Below are 20,554 nucleotides of genomic sequence, written 5' to 3' on the forward strand. Positions count from 1 at the left end.
GTAATAGATTTAAAACGCCCAGTTACCTTTACGGAAGATAGGCTCATGTCTGCCATCAGCAGTAATACCGTCAATATCAAGCTCAGCTGACCCAATCATAAAGTCGTTGTGTGTGATACTAGCGTTTGCGCCGTTTTCAGCAAGTTCTTCTTTAGACATTGTTTTTCCGCCAACTAAGTTAAATGCGTAAGCATTTCCAATCGCAAGGTGGCAAGATGCATTTTCGTCAAATAGTGTATTGTAGAATAAAACATTTGTGTTTGAAATTGGTGAGTCATGAGGTACTAAAGCTACTTCCCCTAAGAAGTGAGAACCTTCATCTGTTTCTACTAAATGTTTTAAAGCTTCTTCACCAGCTTCAGCTTTATAGTCTACGATACGTCCGTTTTCAAATGTTAACGTGAAATTATCGATAATATTACCTGCAAATACTAACGGTTTTGTACTAGAAACTTGGCCGTTTACACCTGTTTTAAGTGGCATTGTAAATACTTCTTCAGTTGGAATATTAGCCATAAATGGTACGTTCTTTTCATTTAAGCTACCAGCACCAGCCCATACATGTTTTTCTGGAAGTTCGATTGTTAAATCTGTTCCAGGACCTGTATAGTGAAGAGCTTTATAATGCTTTTCGTTTAAGTAATCCACTTTTGTATGTAATGTTTCATCATGTTCTTTCCATGCTTCTACAGGGTTTTCTAAATCAGCACGAGTAGCTTTGAAAATAGCATCCCATAACTTTGCTTCTTGTTCTTCTGGCGCTACGTCAGGGAATACTTTCGCAGCCCATTCTTTCGTAGGAACAGAAATGACACACCAACTTACTTTATCTGCTTGTACGTAATCACGGTATACTTTCATTGCTTCTCCAGCTACTTTATGAGCTGTTGCGATACGCGATGGTTCTACACCTTTTAATAAATCAGGGTTTTCTGCATAGATAGACATAAATGCAGCGCCTTCTTTTGCTAATTCTTCACGAGCATGTGCTTTCCAAGATGGAAATTCAGCGAAAGCTTCTTCAGGAGCTAGATCGAATTTTAAGCGTGTTAACGTCTCATCATTCCAATCTACATATACGTGTTTTGCACCAGATTTATATGCTTTTTCTGTAACGAGGCGTACAAATTGTACAGCTTCAAGAGGTGCACTAATTGATAAAGTTTGTCCAGGTTGAATATTAACACCAACATTAACTGCAAGAGCAGCATATTTCTCTAACGTTTGTTCAAATGACATATGTATAATCTCCTTTAATTTGAAAGATTTCTTACTATATATAATACAAGAAAATTCTAAAAATATATATAAATATAAAGTAAAAAGAGAGCTCAAAATGTGTTGAGCCCTTATATTTACTTAATTGAAGAAGCAAACTGCTCTACAGTCGTTGTATGGTGTATACGAACGCGCTTCATCTTTAACAATTCATCAGGTTCACCCTTCGTAATGAATTGGCCAGGCTTTGTCGTCGTCGCAAATTGATAATACTTCTTCGTTTCTGTAACAACCTTATCATCTACATGACCGAATGGATAAGCAATCGCGATAACAGGCTTACCTGTTATTTTTTCTAGCTTTTCTTTTGAACCTTTTAACTCTTCCTCATAGTTTGTAATTTTCGGTAAGTCTGCATGTGTTGCAGTATGAGATTGCACCGAGAAAATGCCGGAATCAACCATTTCTTTTATTTCAGAAGTAGACAATGCTCCTTCTACATCAACGTTATCAACAATCATATATTCTGTTGCTGCCGGTTTAAAAGTATCATCTTTTAGCTTTTGTAAAATGCGAAATGCATTCATATTATTTTTCATACCGTCATCAAATGTAACAAAAATCGGCTTATTTACTTTATTTATATCGCCCCAGCGTTCAAACGTTAAAAGCGTATAACCATTATCCTTTAAATATTTTATTTGTGCTTCAAAGTTAGCTGGTGATACGAATAAGTCTTTAATACCTTGACCATGATAATCATCGATTGCGTGATACATAAGAACAGGAACCTTTTGTTCGAAAGTAATAGTAGATTTCGTAAGCGGGATTGTTTTCCCATCTTCTTTCATTCCTGTTGCTTCAATTTGGAACTCACCGCGTTTTCCTTCAAATTCTTTTATGTCAAAAGGAATTGTAAATTGTTTCTCCTTTTCTTTAGAAGAAAAAGATTTAGCACGTTCCTTTCCATTAGCTGTGCGCCAAATTTTATATTGTACTTCATTTAAAGAATCTTTTAAGTCTGTAATATGAATACTTGTGTTTGTAGATTCGTGTGTGATGGGAGTATAAGAAATTTTACCTTGTTCGTGTAGAGTCTCTTTTTGTATAGCTACTTCTTGAACCTTTTTCTCTTTTTTAGGTTCTTGGCTTACATTGCTAGTATTGCAGCCTACTAGAATGGCAGACGTACATAAAGCAATTGCTGCGTATTTTCTCATAAAAATCACCTTCTATTGTGTAGTATGTTGCATATTGACATTAAAATCCCCACCGCTATAAGAGTGGTGGGGATATACCCTTGTTCATCATATCATTTGAAGAAAATGAGGGGAATGTGATTTTTAGGAGGCTATTAAGGTAATAGATTAGTGACTTTGAATAGATGTATTTTTTTGTTTCTTATTAGAATTAATAATAATATAACCGACTACAAAGATAAGAGGAATAATGAAGACATAGATAGGCATTCCCCATACATAATAGCTTTTCAGCGTTAAGACTAGTAAATGTAAGAAATCGAAAAGGGCGTGAATTTTCATAAGGTCCTCCAATGTTTTTTTACAAATTATAACATTTAATACTTGTTATTTGTATAATTTGGAAAGTGATTTAAGCTAATTTTAAAGTAAGAAGAAGACTTATTAATATGCAATTTTGCATACAGATATGGATTTTATTAAAATATAAAGATTTTATACTATAATAAAAACCGCTATAAAACTAAGTAAGAACAATGTATGGAGTGGAGAATAGAAATGAAATATAAAAAAATAATATATATCTTTTTCATATCACTATTTATAGTTGGTTGCCAAAGTGAAGTGAGTAAAGCGAATAGTGTGGAAGAGTATATTCCATCGCATCTTATGAATGCGGAAGTGACGGCGGATATTATGACACTAGAATTTCCTTATGAGATAAAAGAGAAATTAGAGAAAATAGGAAATAAAATGAGCGATAGTATTACAAATAATTTAGATTGGTATTTGAAGTATGCCGAAGAAGAAATTATACCGAAAAAAACGTTTCCTTATCATCAAAACTTAGGTATTACAAAAGAAGAATATGATTTTATGATAGATAAAATGAATAATGCAGAATATGTAAATACCAAAGACGGAAAACTCTTTTTTAAACAGAAAGATCATGAAATTCAAATTCTCTCTGATGAAAATTTGAATCTAATTAAAAATATTCGAATTGATACAGAGAAGAATATAATTAAAACTCCTTTAGGAGAATGCGAATATGAAGGTGAAATAAAGGCGTCGGATGAACAAAAAGCTACTGGTCCATGGAGTGGGAAGATGTGGACTTTAAAAAGCGATGGATTACTTTATCATTTTTCATTAGGAAAGTTAAAAAACATAAACAAATCTATCATTTACATTTCAATAAAAGGTATATATAAAGATAGGATTATCAATACAGAAGAAGCAGTTGAATTTCACTCGATTTCATAAAGAATCAAAAAAATCACCTTACTCGTTAAAGTAAGGTGATTTTTTATTAAATAAACAATCCAGCGATTGTCGCAGATAAAATAGAAGCAAGTGTTGATGCAAATAGCATTTTCCAACCAAATTTAGAAACAACGCTTCCTTGTTTTTCAGAAAGGGCACGGATTGTACCAACGATTGCACCAATTTGGCTAATACTTGCGAAGCTAATTAAGAATACTGTAACGATTCCAACTGTACGTGGAGCTAATGTTGTAGCTGTGTCTTTTAAATCAAGGATTGCTACAAACTCGTTTAAAACAATCTTCGTACCCATAATACCACCAGCTGGGATAATATCTTGAGTTGGAATACCCATTAAGAATGCGAATGGAGAAAGTACGTAACCGAAGATTTGTTGTAAAGTAACAGCATGTCCCATTGCGCCTGAAGCTGCACTAATTACGTAGTTTACAACTTCCATCACACCGATAAAGGCGATCATTAATGCGGCAACGATACCAGCTACTTTTAAACCATCAAGCGCACCGTTAATCATTGCGCCGATAAAGCTGTCTCCGAATAGAGTTCTATCAAATTTCTGAATCACTTCATCTTCTTTCTTCGTATCAACTGGTGTTAATAACGAACAAACGATTAAGCTTGAGAATAAGTTTAGCGGAAGAGCTGCTAGTACGTATTTTGCATCTAACATCATTACGTATGATGCTGTAACAGAAGCAGAAACGGAGCTCATCGCAGAACAACAAATAATAAACATACGGTTTTTATTGAAATGCTGTAAATCGTTTTTAATAACGATTAATGCTTCACTTGAACCGAAGAATACAGAGTTTACTGCGTGGAATGACTCAACGCGTGGTAAACCAGTAATTTTTGAAATTGCACCGCCGACAACGCGAACGATGAATGGTAAAACACCTAAATAACTAAAGATTGAAAGTAGTGCTGAGAAAAATACGATAATTAATAATACGTTTAAGAAAAAGACAAAATCTCTTTGAATTCCATTAAAGAGAAAATCGACACCTGTCGTACCAAGTTTAATTAGTTTGTTGAAAACTTTACTAATGAAAATAATGATTTGTTGACCAATCTTTGTAGCAAACATAAACCAACCGATTAAAATTTGGAAACCAATCATAATTGCAATTGCACGGAAGTTGATTTTACTTTTGTTGTTTGACAAAGCAAAACATAAACCTAACACGGCAATAATACCGATAATGCTCATTACATATTGCATGTAGTTGCCCCTTTCAGAAGTTCGTATAAAGTTTGTACATAAAACGCTCGTTATATTACTAAAAATAAAGGAATGAGGTTTTATGTCATACGTAAGATGTCTGACCTTTTAGAAAAATAAAAATAAAAAAAGACCCATATGGATTCACTTTCATCTATGAGAGAAAGCTAATCAATATGAGTCCTTTTTTTGCGCATAGGCTAATATTCATTAGTTTTCCCCATAGTCCAGCAATTTAAGGTTGCCGGGTAGAAACTCTCGATCCATATTATCAAGTATATATGAGGTAACATCGTCCGTATTAAATTAGTAGTAGCGTAACATTAACAGAGAAGTATCGTCAATAGCTTTTTTTCTTCCAATAGAAAAAGACCATATAAGTATGATAAAATGTAACGCAGTGTTATGAAAAAGAGAGGTCGGAAAATGAGTACTAAAATGACGCCACCAGTTGAGAAAAACGAGTTTATAGATGTAGTATTTGAAGATTTAACACATGATGGTGCCGGTGTTGCGAAAGTAAAGGGCTATCCTATTTTCGTTAAAAACGGATTACCAGGTGAAGAAGCGCAAATTAAAATTATTAAAGTGAAGAAAAACTTCGCATTTGGTCGTTTAATGAAGCTTCATACAGAAAGTCCATATCGTAAAGATGCTGAATGCCCAGTATATAATCAGTGCGGCGGTTGTCAGCTTCAGCACTTAACTTATGAAGGACAATTGCAAGCGAAAGAAAAACAAGTACGTGACGTTATGCAGCGCATCGGAGGACTAGGCGATGTTCCTGTTCATCCTGTACTTGGTATGAAGAATCCGTGGGTATACCGCAATAAAGCACAAGTACCAATCGGAGAACGTGAAGGTGGGCTTGTAGCTGGTTTCTATCGCCAAGGAACGCATGACATCATTAATATGGAATCATGCTTAATTCAGGCAGAAGAAAATGATACATTAATTCAAGAAGTAAAACGTATTTGTGAAAAGCACGGTATCACTGCGTACAACGAAGAACGTAACAAAGGAACACTTCGTCACGTAATGGCTCGTTATGGACAAGTAACAGGGGAAATTATGCTTGTCTTCATTACACGTACAGCAGAACTACCAAACAAAAAAGCAATTATTGAAGAAATTGCAGCGAAATTTCCAGAAGTAAAATCGATTGTTCAAAACGTAAATACGAAGCGTACGAATGTAATTTTCGGAGATAAAACGACAGTACTGTACGGATCAGAATATATTTATGACTTTATCGGTGACATTAAATTTGCGATTTCAGCACGTTCATTCTATCAAGTAAACCCAGAACAAACGAAAGTGCTATACGATAAAACGTTAGAATTCGCAAAATTAAACGGTAACGAAACAGTAATTGATGCCTATTGCGGAATCGGATCAATCTCTTTATTCCTAGCGCAAAAAGCGAAAAAAGTGTACGGCGTTGAAATCGTCCCAGAAGCAATCGAAGACGCAAACCGAAACGCAGCACTAAACAACATGACAAACGCTGAATTTGGTGTAGGAGAAGCAGAAGTAGTCATTCCAAAATGGTACAAAGAAGGCGTAATTGCTGACACAATGGTCGTAGACCCACCACGTAAAGGCTGTGACGAAGCATTACTAAACACAATCATCGACATGAAGCCAAACCGCGTCGTATACGTATCATGTAACCCAGCAACATTAGCTCGTGATTTAAAAGTACTAGAAGAAGGCGGATATAAAACACAGGAAGTACAACCTGTTGATATGTTCCCGCATACGACGCATGTGGAGTGTGTGGCTTGGCTTAAGTTAGTATAATAGGAAAGCAGTTGATATAGAAAAAATCTATACCACCTGCTTTTTGGTTTACAAAAATACCATTCATAAGCGATTTTAGTTAAAATAAATATTGCTGATTTTCACAAATTATAAATTGAGATTTTGAAATTGTATTCATAGTGAGAGGATTTGAATTTGAAATGATAGATAATTTTTGGCGTGAATTACCACGACCATTTTTCGTACTTGCACCAATGGAAGATGTGACAGACGTTGTTTTCCGTCACGTAGTAAGTGAAGCTGGTCGTCCGGACGTATTCTTCACAGAGTTTACAAACTCGGATAGCTATTGTCATCCAGAAGGTATGAAAAGTGTACGTGGCCGTTTAATTTTTACAGAAGATGAACAACCGATGGTGGCACATATTTGGGGAGACAATCCCGAATACTTCCGTCAAATGAGTATCGGTATGGCAGAGCTAGGATTTAAAGGCATCGATATTAACATGGGTTGCCCTGTACCGAACGTAGCATCAAGAGGAAAAGGTAGTGGTCTTATTCTACGTCCAGACGTTGCGGCAGAACTTATTCAAGCAGCAAAAGCGGGCGGACTACCTGTCAGTGTAAAAACAAGACTTGGCTTTAAAGAGTTAAGCGAGTGGGAAGATTGGTTAACGCACATTTTTAAACAAGATATTGCAAACCTTTCTATTCATTTACGCACAAGAGAAGAAATGAGCCAAGTAGATGCGCACTGGGAACTAATTCCGGAAATTAAAAAATTACGTGACCGCATTGCACCAAATACGTTAATAACAATCAATGGAGACATCCTTGATCGTAAAATGGGACTGGAACTTGCTGAAAAATACGGCATTGATGGCGTAATGATCGGACGAGGCATCTTCAAAAATCCATTTGCTTTTGAAAAAGAGCCAAGAGAGCATAGCAGCAAAGAACATCTAGATCTTTTAAGACTACAACTTGATTTACAAGATCAATATGCAGAAGTACTGCCACGCTCAATCACAGGGCTTCACCGCTTCTTCAAAATTTATGTGAAGGGCTTCCCAGGAGCTGCGGAATTGAGAAATCAATTGATGAGCACGAAGTCGACGGATGAGGTGCGTGCTTTGTTGGATAAGTTTGAGGATAGTGTTGGTGTGGCTCAGGATAGTGAGACGGTTTAACTTTTAAGCAGTTAAATCATTTCATATGTAGTGCATGACATGAGTGAGTTGAAAATAAGTGCAGAGCTGGAAAAGAACAGTGTATTTGAGAAATCAAAGCACTGTTCTTTTCTTTTAGTTAATGTTAAGAGAGAAATCTTTTTATAGGCATATAAAAAACATGTAAGAGCTCTGTAGATACAATGATAGAGAAAAGTTCGGGTAAGACTATAAAACATATCTTTAAAATGTTAAAGTATTAATTTAGCGGACAATAACTAAAAGGTTAGATTAAACATGATAATTTAAAGCAGGTTATAGCATAAACTTTAACCGCTGAATAAATAATCAACATTTCAGGAGGAAACCCAATGGCAATGAGCAACAACGATATATTAAAAAGAGTACGATACGCTTTAGACATAAGAGATATAGATATGGTAGAAATCTTTAAACTTGGCGGGATGGAAGTAACGAAAGAAGACGTAGTTGATATGCTTACAAAAATAAAGAAAACTCCGCAACATGAAGCTGAAAATGATGAGGTAGCTGAAGATGAGTACGTAAAAACATGCGATATGATGATGTTAGAGGCATTTTTAAATGGATTTATTACTTTAAAAAGAGGAAAGCAAGATCCGAAACCAGGACAACCAGCACCTGTACAGAGCAAGGAGAGTGCCAATAACCTTCTTCTAAAGAAAATGAAAATCGCACTATCTTTAACGAGTGAGGATGTACTTGATATATTAGATAGCGTAGGCGTTACGGTAACAAAAGGAGAGTTAGGCGCTCTGTTAAGAAAAAAAGGCCATAAAAATTACAAAGAGTGCGGCGATAAATACGCAAGGAATTTCATTAAAGGATTAGCTGTAAAGTATAGAGGATAATGAGTTCGTTAAAGCAGTAAATGATATAATAGGTAGAGTAGGACGTTTGTATCCTACTCTTTTTTATTTGTAAAAATACTATGCTAGGTGATGAAATGGTACATACATATTTAGGTGAGACAATTAATTTTCATATAACTTATAAGAAGAAAAAGTCCGTGCGTCTTTTTGTAGATTCATACGGAAATGTGGAAGTGCAAGCTCCGAAAGGAACACCTGTTGAATACTTAGTCCAGTTGCTAGAGGAGAAGTGGGATTGGATTCAGACAACACGTAAGGAAATGCAGGAGCGAGCGCATGGACCACAGGAAAAGGATTACGATCAAGGAGAGGGCTTTTTGTATTTAGGGAATACGTATCCGATACAGATTTCCCAAGATATAAGCATTGAGCAAGACAATGCGATTTTTGAAGGGGATAAGTTACATATTTATGTAAAAGAGCTAAAGGATGAGAAAATACAGCAAGCTTTAAAACGATTTTATTATAAGCAGTGTAAAACTTTAGTAGAGAAGAGTATTAAAGCGCATCAAAGTAACTTTAAGACAAAACCACGTTCTATTCGTATTACAGATAGTAGTCGTACTTGGGGTACTTGCGATTCGAATTTACAACTAACATTCAATTGGAAGCTAGCAATGGCACCACAGCGAGTAATTGACTATGTAGTCGTTCATGAAATGTGTCATATGGTTCATTTAAATCATGATCGCTCTTTTTGGCGTCTTGTCGGGAAGATAATGCCTGATTATAAGGAAATGGAGAATTGGTTAGCGTTATCTAGTTGGAAGATGACGGTTTAGGAAGGGATATCGATTTTTGTCTGTAAATCGATATTTCTTGTCGAATCGTTGATATATTGTGAGTTTTGATAGATATATTTTAAAAATCGTTGATATATTGTAAGTTATGATAGATATATTCGAAAGATCGTTGATATAATTTCATTTACTACAGGATTGTTCAACAAATCGAAAAGAGAAGAGGTCACAGCAGACATCTCCTCTTTTCGAGTATATAGATTAGCGTCCAAACATCACAACAAAATCCCCATCCACTTTCGCCATCTCATACCCACGATACCCCTCCAAAAGCAAAGCCTGCTGTCCACTAGCATCACTCATTAGAATACTTTGAACATCTGTCCAATCGTTTTCCTTATCTCTGCGCAATTCCTTCACAAAAACATACCGCAGACTACCACCATACTTCTCCTTCAGCGCAGCAATCTCCATCCCTTGCGCAAACTTATCCTTCAAGCTCGGAATGTTAAAAGGAGCAACGGTGCAGCATACATAATCATATTTGCTATCTTCTTTTTGTAATTCGTCCATGATGACGTTTGCTAATATTTTTTGCATACCATTTCCTCGACAGTTCGGGTGAACGTTTGAGATTTCTTGATAGATGACGCGGTGTAGTTCACTTTCTGGCAAACCAATATCGAGCCCTAAATGTTCATCATCGATAGGAGGGACGAGTAGAGCGCGAAATGCGATGAGTTCGTTTTCGATAAAAGCACCGATTATCATGCCATTTCCTTCTAGAATGTATTGAAATTCTTCTTGTGAGAGTGGTTGTAAACGACTTTTATCTTCTAGTGCTTCAACTACAATGTTTTGTAGTGATAAGATTTGTTCGATGTGCTCTAGTGATAGTAATGTAACGTGAAATGGATTGTTATTTTGTTTTAATGTTCCTTTGTATAGAACTGTCATGCGTTAGTCCTCCTTTAGCGTACAATGTCCTGAAAGACGGTGAGTTCTTGTAATGTATCTTCGTTTATTTCAATGCCGAGTCCAGGCTTTTCGTTTAAGCGAATGAATGGTACGTCGTAATGTAAGTTTCCAATGTCTTTTGTGAATTTTAATGGCCCTGTTAGCTCTACGTTCGTAATGATTTTCTTTGAGAAAGCGACATGGAATCCTGCGGAAGAGGCAACAGATGATTCGACCATTGATCCCACTTGGCATTCAATGCCTGCCATTTCTGCTTGATGAGCGAGCTTTACAGCTGGATATATGCCGCCGCATTTCATTAGTTTTATATTTACTTTATCAGCAGCTTCTAATTTAATAATTTGGCGCATTTCACGAGAACTTTTTAATCCTTCATCAATCATAAGCGGGAGGTCTGTTTTAGAACGAATATGAGCCATGGCATCAATATCGTCCGCGATAACAGGTTGTTCAATCCAGTCAATGTTTAAATGTCCTAATGAACGCAGTGCTGTTAATGTGTTTGCGCTATTTTTCCAGCCTTGGTTTACATCAACGCGAATAGCAATGTCATTTCCTACACGTTCTCGTACAGCTTCAATACGTTTCACATCTTCTTTTACATTCGTACCAACTTTCATTTTGAAAGATTGGTAACCTTTTTGAATCATAGAAGCAGCTTCTTCAGCCATATCTTCAGGATCGGCAATACTTAAAACGTGAGTGACAGGGAATTCTTCATGATAGCGCCCGCCAATTAATTGATATACAGGTTGATTTAGTTTTTTGCCCATTATATCAAAACAAGCAATATCAATTGCGGCCTTCGCTGTTGGAACACCGTAAATTGTATTGTCCATCATGTCGTGTATTTTTTCGATATTCATTGGATTTTGTCCGATTAGGTCCAGGGTTAGCGTATGTTTTAAAGTATGGAAAGTACTTTCCCATGATTCACCTGTGACGTGATCATCAGCAACGCCTTCACCGTAACCGATAATACCTTCATCTGTTTCCATTTTGACGATAATAGAGGGCATATCAGAATAAGAGCCATAACTAATAACAAACGGATTGCGAAGCGGTAAACGAATTGCGTAAAGATGAATAGCTGTAATTTTCATTGAATAGAAACCCCTTCCTGTTTACAATAGTTTTATACATTTGATATAGTTGACGTTAAATAGTCGTTAATTAATGATAAGGAGTTAGAGAAAATGATGATAAAAATTGCAGTTGTCGGTTCAAAGGAGTTTATGGAGAACCTTTTTCCTATTGCTCAAAAATTAGAGGGAATAGAAATTGATCCATATATTTACCTTCATCCGGCGGAATCTTCTGAACTATTAAAGTGTCTAAAGCCTTGTGATGTCATCTTTTTCTCAGGTGCTTTACCTTATTATATGGCAAAAGAAATAAGAGAACAATTACGAATTCCAAGTACATACTTACAGCAAGACGAGACAACTGTCGCATCTTCAATTCTTTCTATCATGTATCATCAAAGTATTCAACTACATAACATTTCCATCGATTTAGTAGACCGCTCGTTTATTACAAATGTGTTCCATGATATCGGTATAAAAGAAAGTCCGCAAGTGTTGGATTATGAAAATATGCTGTGGAGTAAAGATGAGATAAATAGAGTTATCGATTTTCATGTAGCTAAATATCAATCTGGAGAAGCTCATTTAGCTTTAACTAGTATTCACGCTGTTTACGACGAGCTTCAAAAAATAGGTGTTCCTTCAGAGCGCATGATTGATCCAACACAATCCATTATACATGGGCTAAAAGATGCAAAAATAAAAGCTGAGTTAGCAAAAAGCTATTCAGCTACTGTTGGTGCTTGTATTATTTCTTCCTTAGAATTACGAGCGAGTTTGCTTGAAAAACTAGATGTCATTTCAAAAGAACTACGTGGTTCATTTAAACAAGTGGATGAAATGACATGCATTTTGTATACAACTCGTGGTGATATCGAATCAATTATTAAAACAAATGCAATAGATAACTTGTTTGCGAGCGTAGAAGGAACGATAGCTATTGGATTTGGTTATGGGAAAACCGTGAAAGAAGCGGAGCAAAATGCAAAAATTGCTCAAAGTTTTGCAAAGAACAATCCAATAGATCGTTGTTTTTATATACTAACAAGTGATAAAGATTTATTTGGTCCGTTCCCGAAAGAACAGAGAGTACAAAGTTTGAAAAATGATAATCCGGAACTAATGAAAATAGCGAAGGAAACAAAGCTTAGTCCGGCCAACTTGTCAAAGATCATTCAATTTAGTCAATCGCACCCGTCATTGAAGTTTACAGCAGCTGACCTTTCTGAGTATTTACAAGTGACTCGAAGATCGACAGAAAGGTTGTTAAAGAAATTAGTTGATTACGGGTATGCTCATATTTGCGGCGAGGAAATGCCCTATCAACAAGGGCGACCTCGCGCACTATATGAACTGAATTTACCGCTATTTTTAAGCTTCTAGTTGAGCTTTTTGTTTCTTTAGTAGTTCTGCTTTTTCAATGTCTGATAGTTTTACAATTGTGAAGCCTGTTATACCATAAATGATTGAGATAATAGGTACGATGAAATTCAAAATAGCATAAGGAGCATATTCAAATGCACCTACGCCAAGTGTTGCGAGAATAAATACACCGCACGTATTCCAAGGAACGAAGACAGAAGTTAATGTTCCACCATCTTCTAATGCTCTGGATAAGTTTTTTGAATGTAGTCCTTTTTCCGTGTATGCATTTGCGTACATTCTTGAAGGGACAACAATTGAAATATATTGTTCAGAGCAAGTAAGGTTTGTTGCAAAACAAGATGCGATAGTAGAAGCGATAAGCCCTTTTGCTGATTTCGCTAACTTTAAAATTTGATTTACAATTGAGCGAAGAATACCTGTATGTTCTAATACTCCTCCGAAAGTCATAGCGACAATTGTCATAGAGACTGTATTCATCATCGAATCTAAGCCACCGCGGTTAAATAGTTCGTCTACTAGTTTGTTTCCAGTGTCTATAACAAATCCAGCTTGGAGTGCACCGACAGATGCTGAGACAGAACCACCTTGAATAAAGACTTGTGATAAAAATCCTAAAATAATACCGACGAGAATCGCTGGTATAGCAGGGACCTTTTTAGCGACCAATACCATAACGACTACGGGTATAATGAGTAGGAAAGGTGAGATAACAAAGTTTTGTTGCAATACTTGTAACGTTTGATCGATGCTCTTCGCATCAATATTGTTAGCGCCGAAGCTTCTTCCTAAGAGAGCATAGACGATAAGAGTAATAATTAAACCTGGAACTGTAGTAAATAACATGTGACGAATGTGTGCGAATAAATCTGTATTTGTTAATCCTGCGGCTAAGTTAGTTGTGTCTGAAAGCGGTGACATTTTATCGCCAAAATAAGAGCCTGAAATAATGGCACCAGCAACCATTGGAGCTGGGATTCCCATACTTAGGCCAATTCCCATTCCAGCAACACCAATTGTCCCCATTGTAGACCAAGAGCTACCAATTGCTAATGCAACGATAGAACAAATGACGGTAATGGAAACTAAAAATAGTGATGGAGTTAAAAGTTTTAAACCGTAATAAATCATCGTTGCGACGATTCCACCGCCAATCCAAGCACCAATTGTTAAGCCGACAAGAATAATAATGACGATAGCGGGTAATGCAAGACGAATCCCTTTATACATTGCTTCTTCAAGATCATTCCATTTGTAACCGTAACGCCAAGCGACAATAGAGGCAACGGTTGTACCGATAATAAGTGGAACGTGAGGGCTTTGTTTTAATACAACAATTGTAACCATCATAACTGCAACGGTAATGATAATAGGGATAATCGCTATTCCAAAAGGTATTTCTTTTTTCATAAAGTTCCTCCTTGTTACGTATGTTTGTTTGTATTTTTAGAATTGTCGTAAAATAGACGTTTATTAGGTTATGATAACTAAAAGTTTATGTAAGCGTCAACATAAAAAACAGAAAATAAGGAATGTTCTAGTTGTTTGTTTAGTTTGTAATATAAGTGCAGAGTAAGATTTTTAAGTGTTTAAAAATAAATAATTGACTTTTTTCTTAAAATTCAATATGTTCATAAAAACATCTGTTTTTCATAAGTATAATTAACCCGAATCGTTTGTAATGTGGGAAGGAGACTGGAACGTTGAAAACATTAGAGCTACAAGAGCGCTTAACGGAGATTTTTCAGCATTTACACGAAAACCCTGAAGTAAGTTGGAAAGAATATGAAACGACAGCGTATATTACTGACTTTTTAAAAGAAGAAGGAATTTCATATAGAACATTTGATGATTGTCCAGGTGTAATTGCTGAGATTGGAGGCGGGAATCCAGTTATTGCGATTCGTGCTGATATGGATGCACTTTGGCAAGAAGTAAATGGAGAATTTAAAGCGAACCATTCATGTGGCCATGATGCTCATATGACCATTGTAATGGGACTTATTTTACAATTGAAAAATATGAGATGGAAAAGTGGTACGGTTAGATTTATTTTTCAGCCGGCAGAAGAGAAGGGGAATGGTGCTTTAAAGATGGTGGAGAAAGGTGCTGTAGATGATGCTGATTTCTTATTTGGCGTCCATCTAAGACCAATTGAAGAACTATCTTTGAAACAAGCAGCCTCATCTATTCGCCATGGAGCAGCAGGATTTTTAGAGGGTATGATTCATGGGGAGGATGCACACGGGGCAAGACCACATCAAGGTGTGAATGCAATTGATGTCATTTCCATGATTAATATCGGTTTGAAAAATATTTGGCTGCCACCGCAAAGTTCTTATTCAGTAAAAATGACGAGATGCCAAGCTGGTGGTGATAATTTAAATATTATTCCGGGAAATGGTCATTTCAGTTTAGATGTAAGAGCAGAGAGTAATATACTATTAGAAGAATTAAAGAAAAAGATTGAGCATGTAATAGAATCAGCTGCATCGATGGGATCAAAAACTTCATACGAATGGATGGATCTTGCACCAGGAGCAGAGGTTTCCGAAGAAGCAGAGCGCTTTATGCGTAAAGGTATTCTCGAAGTGTATGGGGAAGAGAGATGCACAGGGCCTCTCTATACGACAGGAAGCGATGATTTCCATTACTATACAGTGAAAAGACCACATTTAAAAGCTGTCATGCTTGGACTAGGAGCAGACCTACAACCTGGATTACACCATCCGTATATGAGGTTTGATCATAGTTGTATTATGGATGGGGTAGAAATATTGAAACAAACTGTATTGAAAGTGTTAGAAGACAGGGGCTAAAGAGCTCCTGTTTTTTGTCGTGAATTGTCGGCAAATCGATATATTTGAAAAACCGTTGATATATTTTGAGTTATGATAGATATATTGAGAAAATCGTTGATATATTTGAAGTTACGATAGATATATTAAGAAAATCGTTAATATAATTTCACGTACCTATTAATTTGATGAAAAATGAGCCTCCAGTACATGGTGTATAATAATAAGTACCATTTTCTAATAGGAGAAGACGAATGAACGAACAATATTACGATGCAGTTTTACATATAAAAACAGTCGGTGAGCAAAAAGGGTTTAACAAGTCTATGCATTATCATCGCTATGAACCGACACCGTATAGCGGGTTAGATGAGTTATTGAATCAATATGAAATACGAAGTAGCGACCGAATTGTAGACTTTGGGTGCGGAAAAGGGCGATTAAACTTTTATATGCATCATAAATGTGGTGCTTCAGCAGTTGGAATTGAAATGAATGAAGAGTTTTATAAAGAAGCGATGGATAATCGAGATCGTTATGCACGAAAGGCACGAAACAGTAAGGGGAAAATTCAATTCCAATGTTGTTTAGCGCAGGAATATGAGATTGATCCACATGATAATAGGTTTTATTTCTTTAATCCGTTTTCTGTGCAAGTGTTTATGAATGTAGTAAATAACATTTTGCTTTCAGTAGAAAACACGGGGAGAGAAGTGGATATTATTTTATATTATCCTTCTGAGGACTATATTTTCTTCTTAGAAAATCAGACTGCGTTTGTGCTGAAGAAAGAAGTTAGATTGCCAGGTGCTTATGAGAAGAATGGGAATGAGAGGTTTTTAGTTTATACATTAGGGTAATAAAAAACAGGTGCCAAGGCACCTGTTTTTTATTAGTTACGGATTAAGTAATCAAATGCACCTAAAGCTGCGTTTGCACCTGAACCCATAGAGATGATAATTTGTTTGTACGGATTATTTGTACAGTCACCTGCAGCAAACACTCCTGGTACGTTTGTAGCACCGTGCTTGTCTGTTACGATTTCACCGCGAACGCGTTCAACTGTTTCGCCTAACCAGTCTGTGTTTGGCACAAGACCGATTTGTACGAATACACCTTGTAATTCAACGTGATGAACTTCTTCAGTTTCACGATCGATGTAAGAAATACCGTTTACTTTATCAGTACCAGTGATTTCTTTCGTTTGAACGTTTTTCAGAACAGTTACGTTTGATAAGCTGTTAAGACGCTCTTGTAATACAGCATCAGCTTTTAATTCTGGCATGAATTCAAGAACAGTTACGTGCTTAACGATACCTGCTAAGTCGATAGCTGCTTCAATACCAGAGTTACCACCGCCGATAACTGCTACGTCTTTGCCAGTGAATAATGGACCGTCACAGTGTGGGCAGTATGCTACACCTTTATTTTTGAACTCAGCTTCACCTGGTACGCCAACATTACGCCAGCGAGCACCTGTAGAAACGATTACGCTCTTACTTTTCAGAATAGCACCGTTTTCAAGTTCCACTTCAATAAGTTCTTTTTTCTCTAAACGTTTCGCACGTTGTAGATTCATTACATCGATGTCGTATTCTTTTACGTGCTCTTCAAGGCTTGCTACTAGCTTAGGACCTTCAGTCTTTTTTACGCTGATGAAGTTCTCAATGCCCATAGTATCCATTACTTGACCACCGAAGCGCTCAGCAACGATACCAGTGCGGATGCCTTTACGTGCTGCGTAAATTGCTGCACTTGCACCAGCAGGGCCGCCACCAACAACAAGAACATCGTATGGATCTTTATCAGAAAGCTCTGATGCATCTGGACCGTTACCCATTTTCGCTAAAATTTCTTCAAGTGTCATACGACCGCTTCCGAAAGATTCGCCGTTTAGGTAAACAGTTGGTACTGCCATAATGTCTTTACTTTCTACTTCCTCTTTGAATGCAGCGCCATCAATCATAGTATGTGTAATACTAGAGTTAAGAACGCTCATTACGTTAAGAGCTTGTACAACATCAGGACAGTTATGACAACTTAGGCTGATATAAGATTCAAAATGATATTCGCCTTGAATGTTTTTAATTTGATCGATTAATTTTTGTTCAATCTTTGGAGCGCGTCCACTTACTTGTAGTAAAGCTAACACTAGTGATGTAAATTCGTGTCCTAATGGAATACCAGCGAATACGACACCAGTGTCTTCATCAGGGCGGTTTACGCTAAAGCTTGGTGTTCTCTCTAATTCAACTTTTTCTACTGTAATCTTAGATGACATAGTAGCTAATTCGTCTACTAGAGCTAACATATCTTTAGATACGTTATCATCTCCTGCGCTTACTTTAAGTAAAATATCGTTCTCCATTAACTGAAGGTATTGGGATAGTTGTGTTTTTATATCTGCATCTAGTATCATTTTGATCGAACTCCTTAGATTTTGCCTACAAGGTCAAGGCTTGGTTTAAGTGTTGCAGAACCCTCTTGCCATTTAGCTGGGCAAACTTCACCTGGGTTGTTACGTACGTATTGAGCAGCTTTAATTTTGTTAACAAGAATGCTTGCGTCACGGCCGATACCGTCAGCATTGATTTCCATAGATTGGATAACGCCGTCTGGATCGATGATGAATGTACCACGAGCAGCAAGACCTTCTTCTTCCATTAAAACGTTGAAGTTTGTAGTGATTGTGCGAGTTGGGTCACCAATCATGATGTACTCGATTTTGCCGATAGTTTCTGAGCTATCATGCCATGCTTTGTGAGTGAAGTGAGTGTCTGTAGATACAGAGTATACTTCAACGCCTAAGTCTTTTAGAGTTGCGTATTGGTTTTGTAAGTCTTCAAGTTCAGTTGGGCAAACGAATGTGAAGTCAGCTGGGTAGAAACAAACTACACTCCATTTTCCTTTTAAACTTTCGTCAGTAACTTGGATAAATTCTCCATTATGGTAAGCATTAGCTTTAAACGGTTTTACTTCTGTGCCGATTAATAACATGTTAAAATTCCTCCTAAATGTTGGTTTTGAGCATCAAAAAATAGTGTGCTCATAAAATATATTTTTTAATTAACTATAATAATTCTAATTCAATATTAATTATCATATAGAAGTGGTTATTTTGTCAAGAGAATAAACCAACTTTATACCAATTTAATTAATATTTATTCTCAATTAAGACTAACAGGGAGTGGAAAGGTAACTTTAAGTTTATAAATTTTCAATGATTGTTTGAAAGAGTAGTGTGTAAGTTTAATTTCTTAGGAAGGAAATATTTCTTAGAGGTTGTGGTTTTGAAAAGGAACTGCTTACTTCTATTTTACAAAGAATTTTGTGATAAATAAAATAAAATGAATCGGAAATTTTTTGAACAATTTTTGTCATCTCAAATATATAATTAGGAAGTATATTACGATGATAGTTAGAAACATTGACTCAAAGTGCTAACAAGATATAATAAAATCTAGATATAACTTTCAAAAAGAAGAATACATATTTATAGGATGAAAAAATTCAACCTATTATTTTTTATAGCTTTTAGAAAACGCTTACAGTTAGTGTGGAGGGGAAACCATGTCTAAGTTCACGAAGTATTTTTTAATGGAAGCTAACGATGTGATTGCATATGTGAAAGAGAAATTATCTAAGTTTGAACATGTAAAGGGGTTACAGTGTAAAGAAATAGGTGATGGCAATTTAAATTATGTGTTCCGCGTTTGGGATGAAAAAGAGAACATGTCTGTCATCGTAAAGCAAGCTGGGGATACAGCGCGCATTTCAGATGAGTTTAAGTTGTCGACAAATCGTATTCGTATAGAATCAGATGTTTTGCAGTTAGAGGATGAGTTAGCACCTGGACTTGTTCCTAAGGTGTATTTATTTGATAGTGTGATGAATTGTTGCGTAATGGAAGATTTATCGGATTATACAATATTACGTACAGCACTTATAAATCATCAAATATTTCCGCGGCTTGCTGACGACTTAACTACTTTTATGGTAAATACACTTTTATTAACATCGGATGTTGTAATGAATCATAAAGAGAAGAAGGAACTTGTGAAGAATTATATAAATCCTGAATTATGTGAGATTACAGAAGACCTCGTATACGCTGAGCCATTTACAAATCATAATAAGCGTAATGAGCTGTTTCCGTTAAATGAAGGATGGATTAGGGAGCATATTTATAGTGATAAAGAGCTTCGTATGGAAGTAGCGAAACGTAAATTTTCTTTTATGACAAATGCACAGGCGCTTATTCATGGTGATTTACATACTGGTTCTGTTTTTGTAAGAGAGGATTCTACAAAGGTTATTGATCCTGAGTTTGCTTTTTATGGACCTATGGGATATGACGTTGGGAATGTAATGGCGAATTTAATGTTTGCTTGGGTGAATGCAGATGCAACGATGCCATCTGGAGCTGAGAAAGATACGTATATGGATTGGTTACAAACTACGATGGTAGAGGTAATTGATTTATTTAAGAAGAAGTTTTTAGATGCTTGGGATATTCATGTGACCGAGATTATGGCGAAAGAAGAAGGCTTTAACGAAGTCTATTTACAATCTGTATTAGAAGATACAGCTGCAGTGACAGGTCTGGAATTAATCCGCCGTATTGTTGGATTAGCGAAAGTAAAAGATATTACTTGTATTGAGAATGAGGAAGCACGTGCTAGAGCGGAGCGAATTTGTCTTCAAGTAGCAAAGAGTTTTATTTTACGAGCGAATCAATATAGAACGGGCACAAGTTTTGTAGAAACATTAAAAGAACAGTCAATGCACTACGCGAAGTAA

18 protein-coding genes and 1 riboswitch are annotated in these 20,554 nt (G+C 36.3%); of the genes, 9 read left to right on the forward strand and 9 right to left on the reverse strand.

The annotated features are described in order from the left end of the window. Window positions 1-9: 9 nt before the first annotated feature. The 3 genes from F3I02_RS18445 to F3I02_RS18455 form a co-directional block, all read right to left on the reverse strand. Complete coding sequence (locus F3I02_RS18445) at window positions 10-1,239, reverse strand: aminopeptidase (protein ID WP_000007357.1); 1,230 nt, start codon at window positions 1,237-1,239, stop codon at window positions 10-12. Between the two features lie 116 nt (window positions 1,240-1,355). Then, entirely contained in the window at window positions 1,356-2,438 is a 1,083-nt protein-coding gene (locus F3I02_RS18450; RefSeq protein WP_196478281.1) for a polysaccharide deacetylase family protein, read from the reverse strand. Window positions 2,439-2,585: 147 nt separating this feature from the next. Then, a complete protein-coding gene (locus tag F3I02_RS18455) occupies window positions 2,586-2,759 on the reverse strand; it encodes a hypothetical protein (protein ID WP_000690673.1) in 174 nt (57 codons plus the stop codon). 216 nt (window positions 2,760-2,975) lie between these two features. Here F3I02_RS18455 and F3I02_RS18460 point away from each other — a divergent pair, with 216 nt between their 5' ends. Then, the gene (locus F3I02_RS18460; protein ID WP_074593411.1) at window positions 2,976-3,683 is read left to right on the forward strand and encodes a hypothetical protein; all 708 of its coding nucleotides are present in this window, start codon (window positions 2,976-2,978) and stop codon (window positions 3,681-3,683) included. A 46-nt stretch (window positions 3,684-3,729) separates the two neighbouring features. Here F3I02_RS18460 and F3I02_RS18465 read toward each other — a convergent pair whose 3' ends face one another. After that, entirely contained in the window at window positions 3,730-4,926 is a 1,197-nt protein-coding gene (locus tag F3I02_RS18465) for a NupC/NupG family nucleoside CNT transporter (protein WP_001200485.1), read from the reverse strand. A gap of 203 nt (window positions 4,927-5,129) precedes the next feature. Further along, a riboswitch (purine riboswitch) is annotated at window positions 5,130-5,231 on the reverse strand. A 121-nt stretch (window positions 5,232-5,352) separates the two neighbouring features. Between F3I02_RS18465 and rlmD the strand changes: the two genes are divergently transcribed. From rlmD to F3I02_RS18485, 4 genes are all read left to right on the forward strand, one after another. Further along, window positions 5,353-6,729 carry a 23S rRNA (uracil(1939)-C(5))-methyltransferase RlmD gene (gene rlmD, locus F3I02_RS18470; RefSeq protein WP_000105030.1) on the forward strand — a complete coding sequence of 459 codons (1,377 nt, stop codon included), beginning with the start codon at window positions 5,353-5,355 and terminating at the stop codon, window positions 6,727-6,729. Window positions 6,730-6,890: 161 nt separating this feature from the next. After that, window positions 6,891-7,880, forward strand: coding sequence for a tRNA dihydrouridine synthase (locus F3I02_RS18475; protein WP_000566708.1), 990 nt, complete (start codon window positions 6,891-6,893; stop codon window positions 7,878-7,880). Window positions 7,881-8,230: 350 nt separating this feature from the next. Then, entirely contained in the window at window positions 8,231-8,749 is a 519-nt protein-coding gene (locus F3I02_RS18480; protein WP_196478282.1) for a YehS family protein, read from the forward strand. Between the two features lie 95 nt (window positions 8,750-8,844). Continuing rightward, window positions 8,845-9,552, forward strand: coding sequence for a M48 family metallopeptidase (locus F3I02_RS18485; protein WP_000233767.1), 708 nt, complete (start codon window positions 8,845-8,847; stop codon window positions 9,550-9,552). A 219-nt stretch (window positions 9,553-9,771) separates the two neighbouring features. Here the strand turns inward: F3I02_RS18485 and F3I02_RS18490 are convergent, their stop codons facing one another. After that, entirely contained in the window at window positions 9,772-10,467 is a 696-nt protein-coding gene (locus F3I02_RS18490) for a GNAT family N-acetyltransferase (protein ID WP_196478283.1), read from the reverse strand. 14 nt (window positions 10,468-10,481) lie between these two features. After that, window positions 10,482-11,591, reverse strand: a complete 1,110-nt coding sequence (locus F3I02_RS18495) for a mandelate racemase/muconate lactonizing enzyme family protein (RefSeq protein WP_196478284.1) — start codon at window positions 11,589-11,591, stop codon at window positions 10,482-10,484. Window positions 11,592-11,684: 93 nt separating this feature from the next. Here F3I02_RS18495 and F3I02_RS18500 point away from each other — a divergent pair, with 93 nt between their 5' ends. Then, window positions 11,685-12,956, forward strand: coding sequence for a transcriptional regulator (locus tag F3I02_RS18500; RefSeq protein WP_196478285.1), 1,272 nt, complete (start codon window positions 11,685-11,687; stop codon window positions 12,954-12,956). On the opposite strand, the gene nhaC is transcribed toward F3I02_RS18500, so the two are convergent. Then, on the reverse strand, window positions 12,945-14,366 hold the full coding sequence (nhaC, locus tag F3I02_RS18505) for a Na+/H+ antiporter NhaC (RefSeq protein ID WP_000711511.1): 1,422 nt from the start codon (window positions 14,364-14,366) through the stop codon (window positions 12,945-12,947). The two genes, F3I02_RS18500 and nhaC, sit on opposite strands and share 12 nt — an antisense overlap. 293 nt (window positions 14,367-14,659) lie before the next feature. Here nhaC and F3I02_RS18510 point away from each other — a divergent pair, with 293 nt between their 5' ends. Together F3I02_RS18510 and F3I02_RS18515 are read left to right on the forward strand one after the other, a co-directional pair. Further along, window positions 14,660-15,775, forward strand: a complete 1,116-nt coding sequence (locus F3I02_RS18510) for a M20 peptidase aminoacylase family protein (protein WP_000853517.1) — start codon at window positions 14,660-14,662, stop codon at window positions 15,773-15,775. A 233-nt stretch (window positions 15,776-16,008) separates the two neighbouring features. Then, the gene (locus tag F3I02_RS18515) at window positions 16,009-16,614 is read left to right on the forward strand and encodes an SAM-dependent methyltransferase (RefSeq protein WP_196478286.1); all 606 of its coding nucleotides are present in this window, start codon (window positions 16,009-16,011) and stop codon (window positions 16,612-16,614) included. 32 nt (window positions 16,615-16,646) lie between these two features. Here F3I02_RS18515 and ahpF read toward each other — a convergent pair whose 3' ends face one another. Together ahpF and ahpC are read right to left on the reverse strand one after the other, a co-directional pair. After that, window positions 16,647-18,173 (reverse strand): alkyl hydroperoxide reductase subunit F, encoded by a 1,527-nt coding sequence (gene ahpF / locus F3I02_RS18520; protein WP_196478287.1) that lies wholly within the window; start codon window positions 18,171-18,173, stop codon window positions 16,647-16,649. 14 nt (window positions 18,174-18,187) lie between these two features. Further along, the gene (ahpC, locus tag F3I02_RS18525; RefSeq protein WP_000924420.1) at window positions 18,188-18,751 is read right to left on the reverse strand and encodes an alkyl hydroperoxide reductase subunit C; all 564 of its coding nucleotides are present in this window, start codon (window positions 18,749-18,751) and stop codon (window positions 18,188-18,190) included. Between the two features lie 573 nt (window positions 18,752-19,324). On the opposite strand from ahpC, the gene mtnK reads away from it, so the two are divergent. Continuing rightward, window positions 19,325-20,554, forward strand: coding sequence for an S-methyl-5-thioribose kinase (gene mtnK, locus F3I02_RS18530; protein WP_196478288.1), 1,230 nt, complete (start codon window positions 19,325-19,327; stop codon window positions 20,552-20,554).

This window comes from Bacillus sp. SRB3LM (assembly GCF_015712745.1).
Classification (GTDB): domain Bacteria; phylum Bacillota; class Bacilli; order Bacillales; family Bacillaceae_G; genus Bacillus_A; species Bacillus_A thuringiensis_K.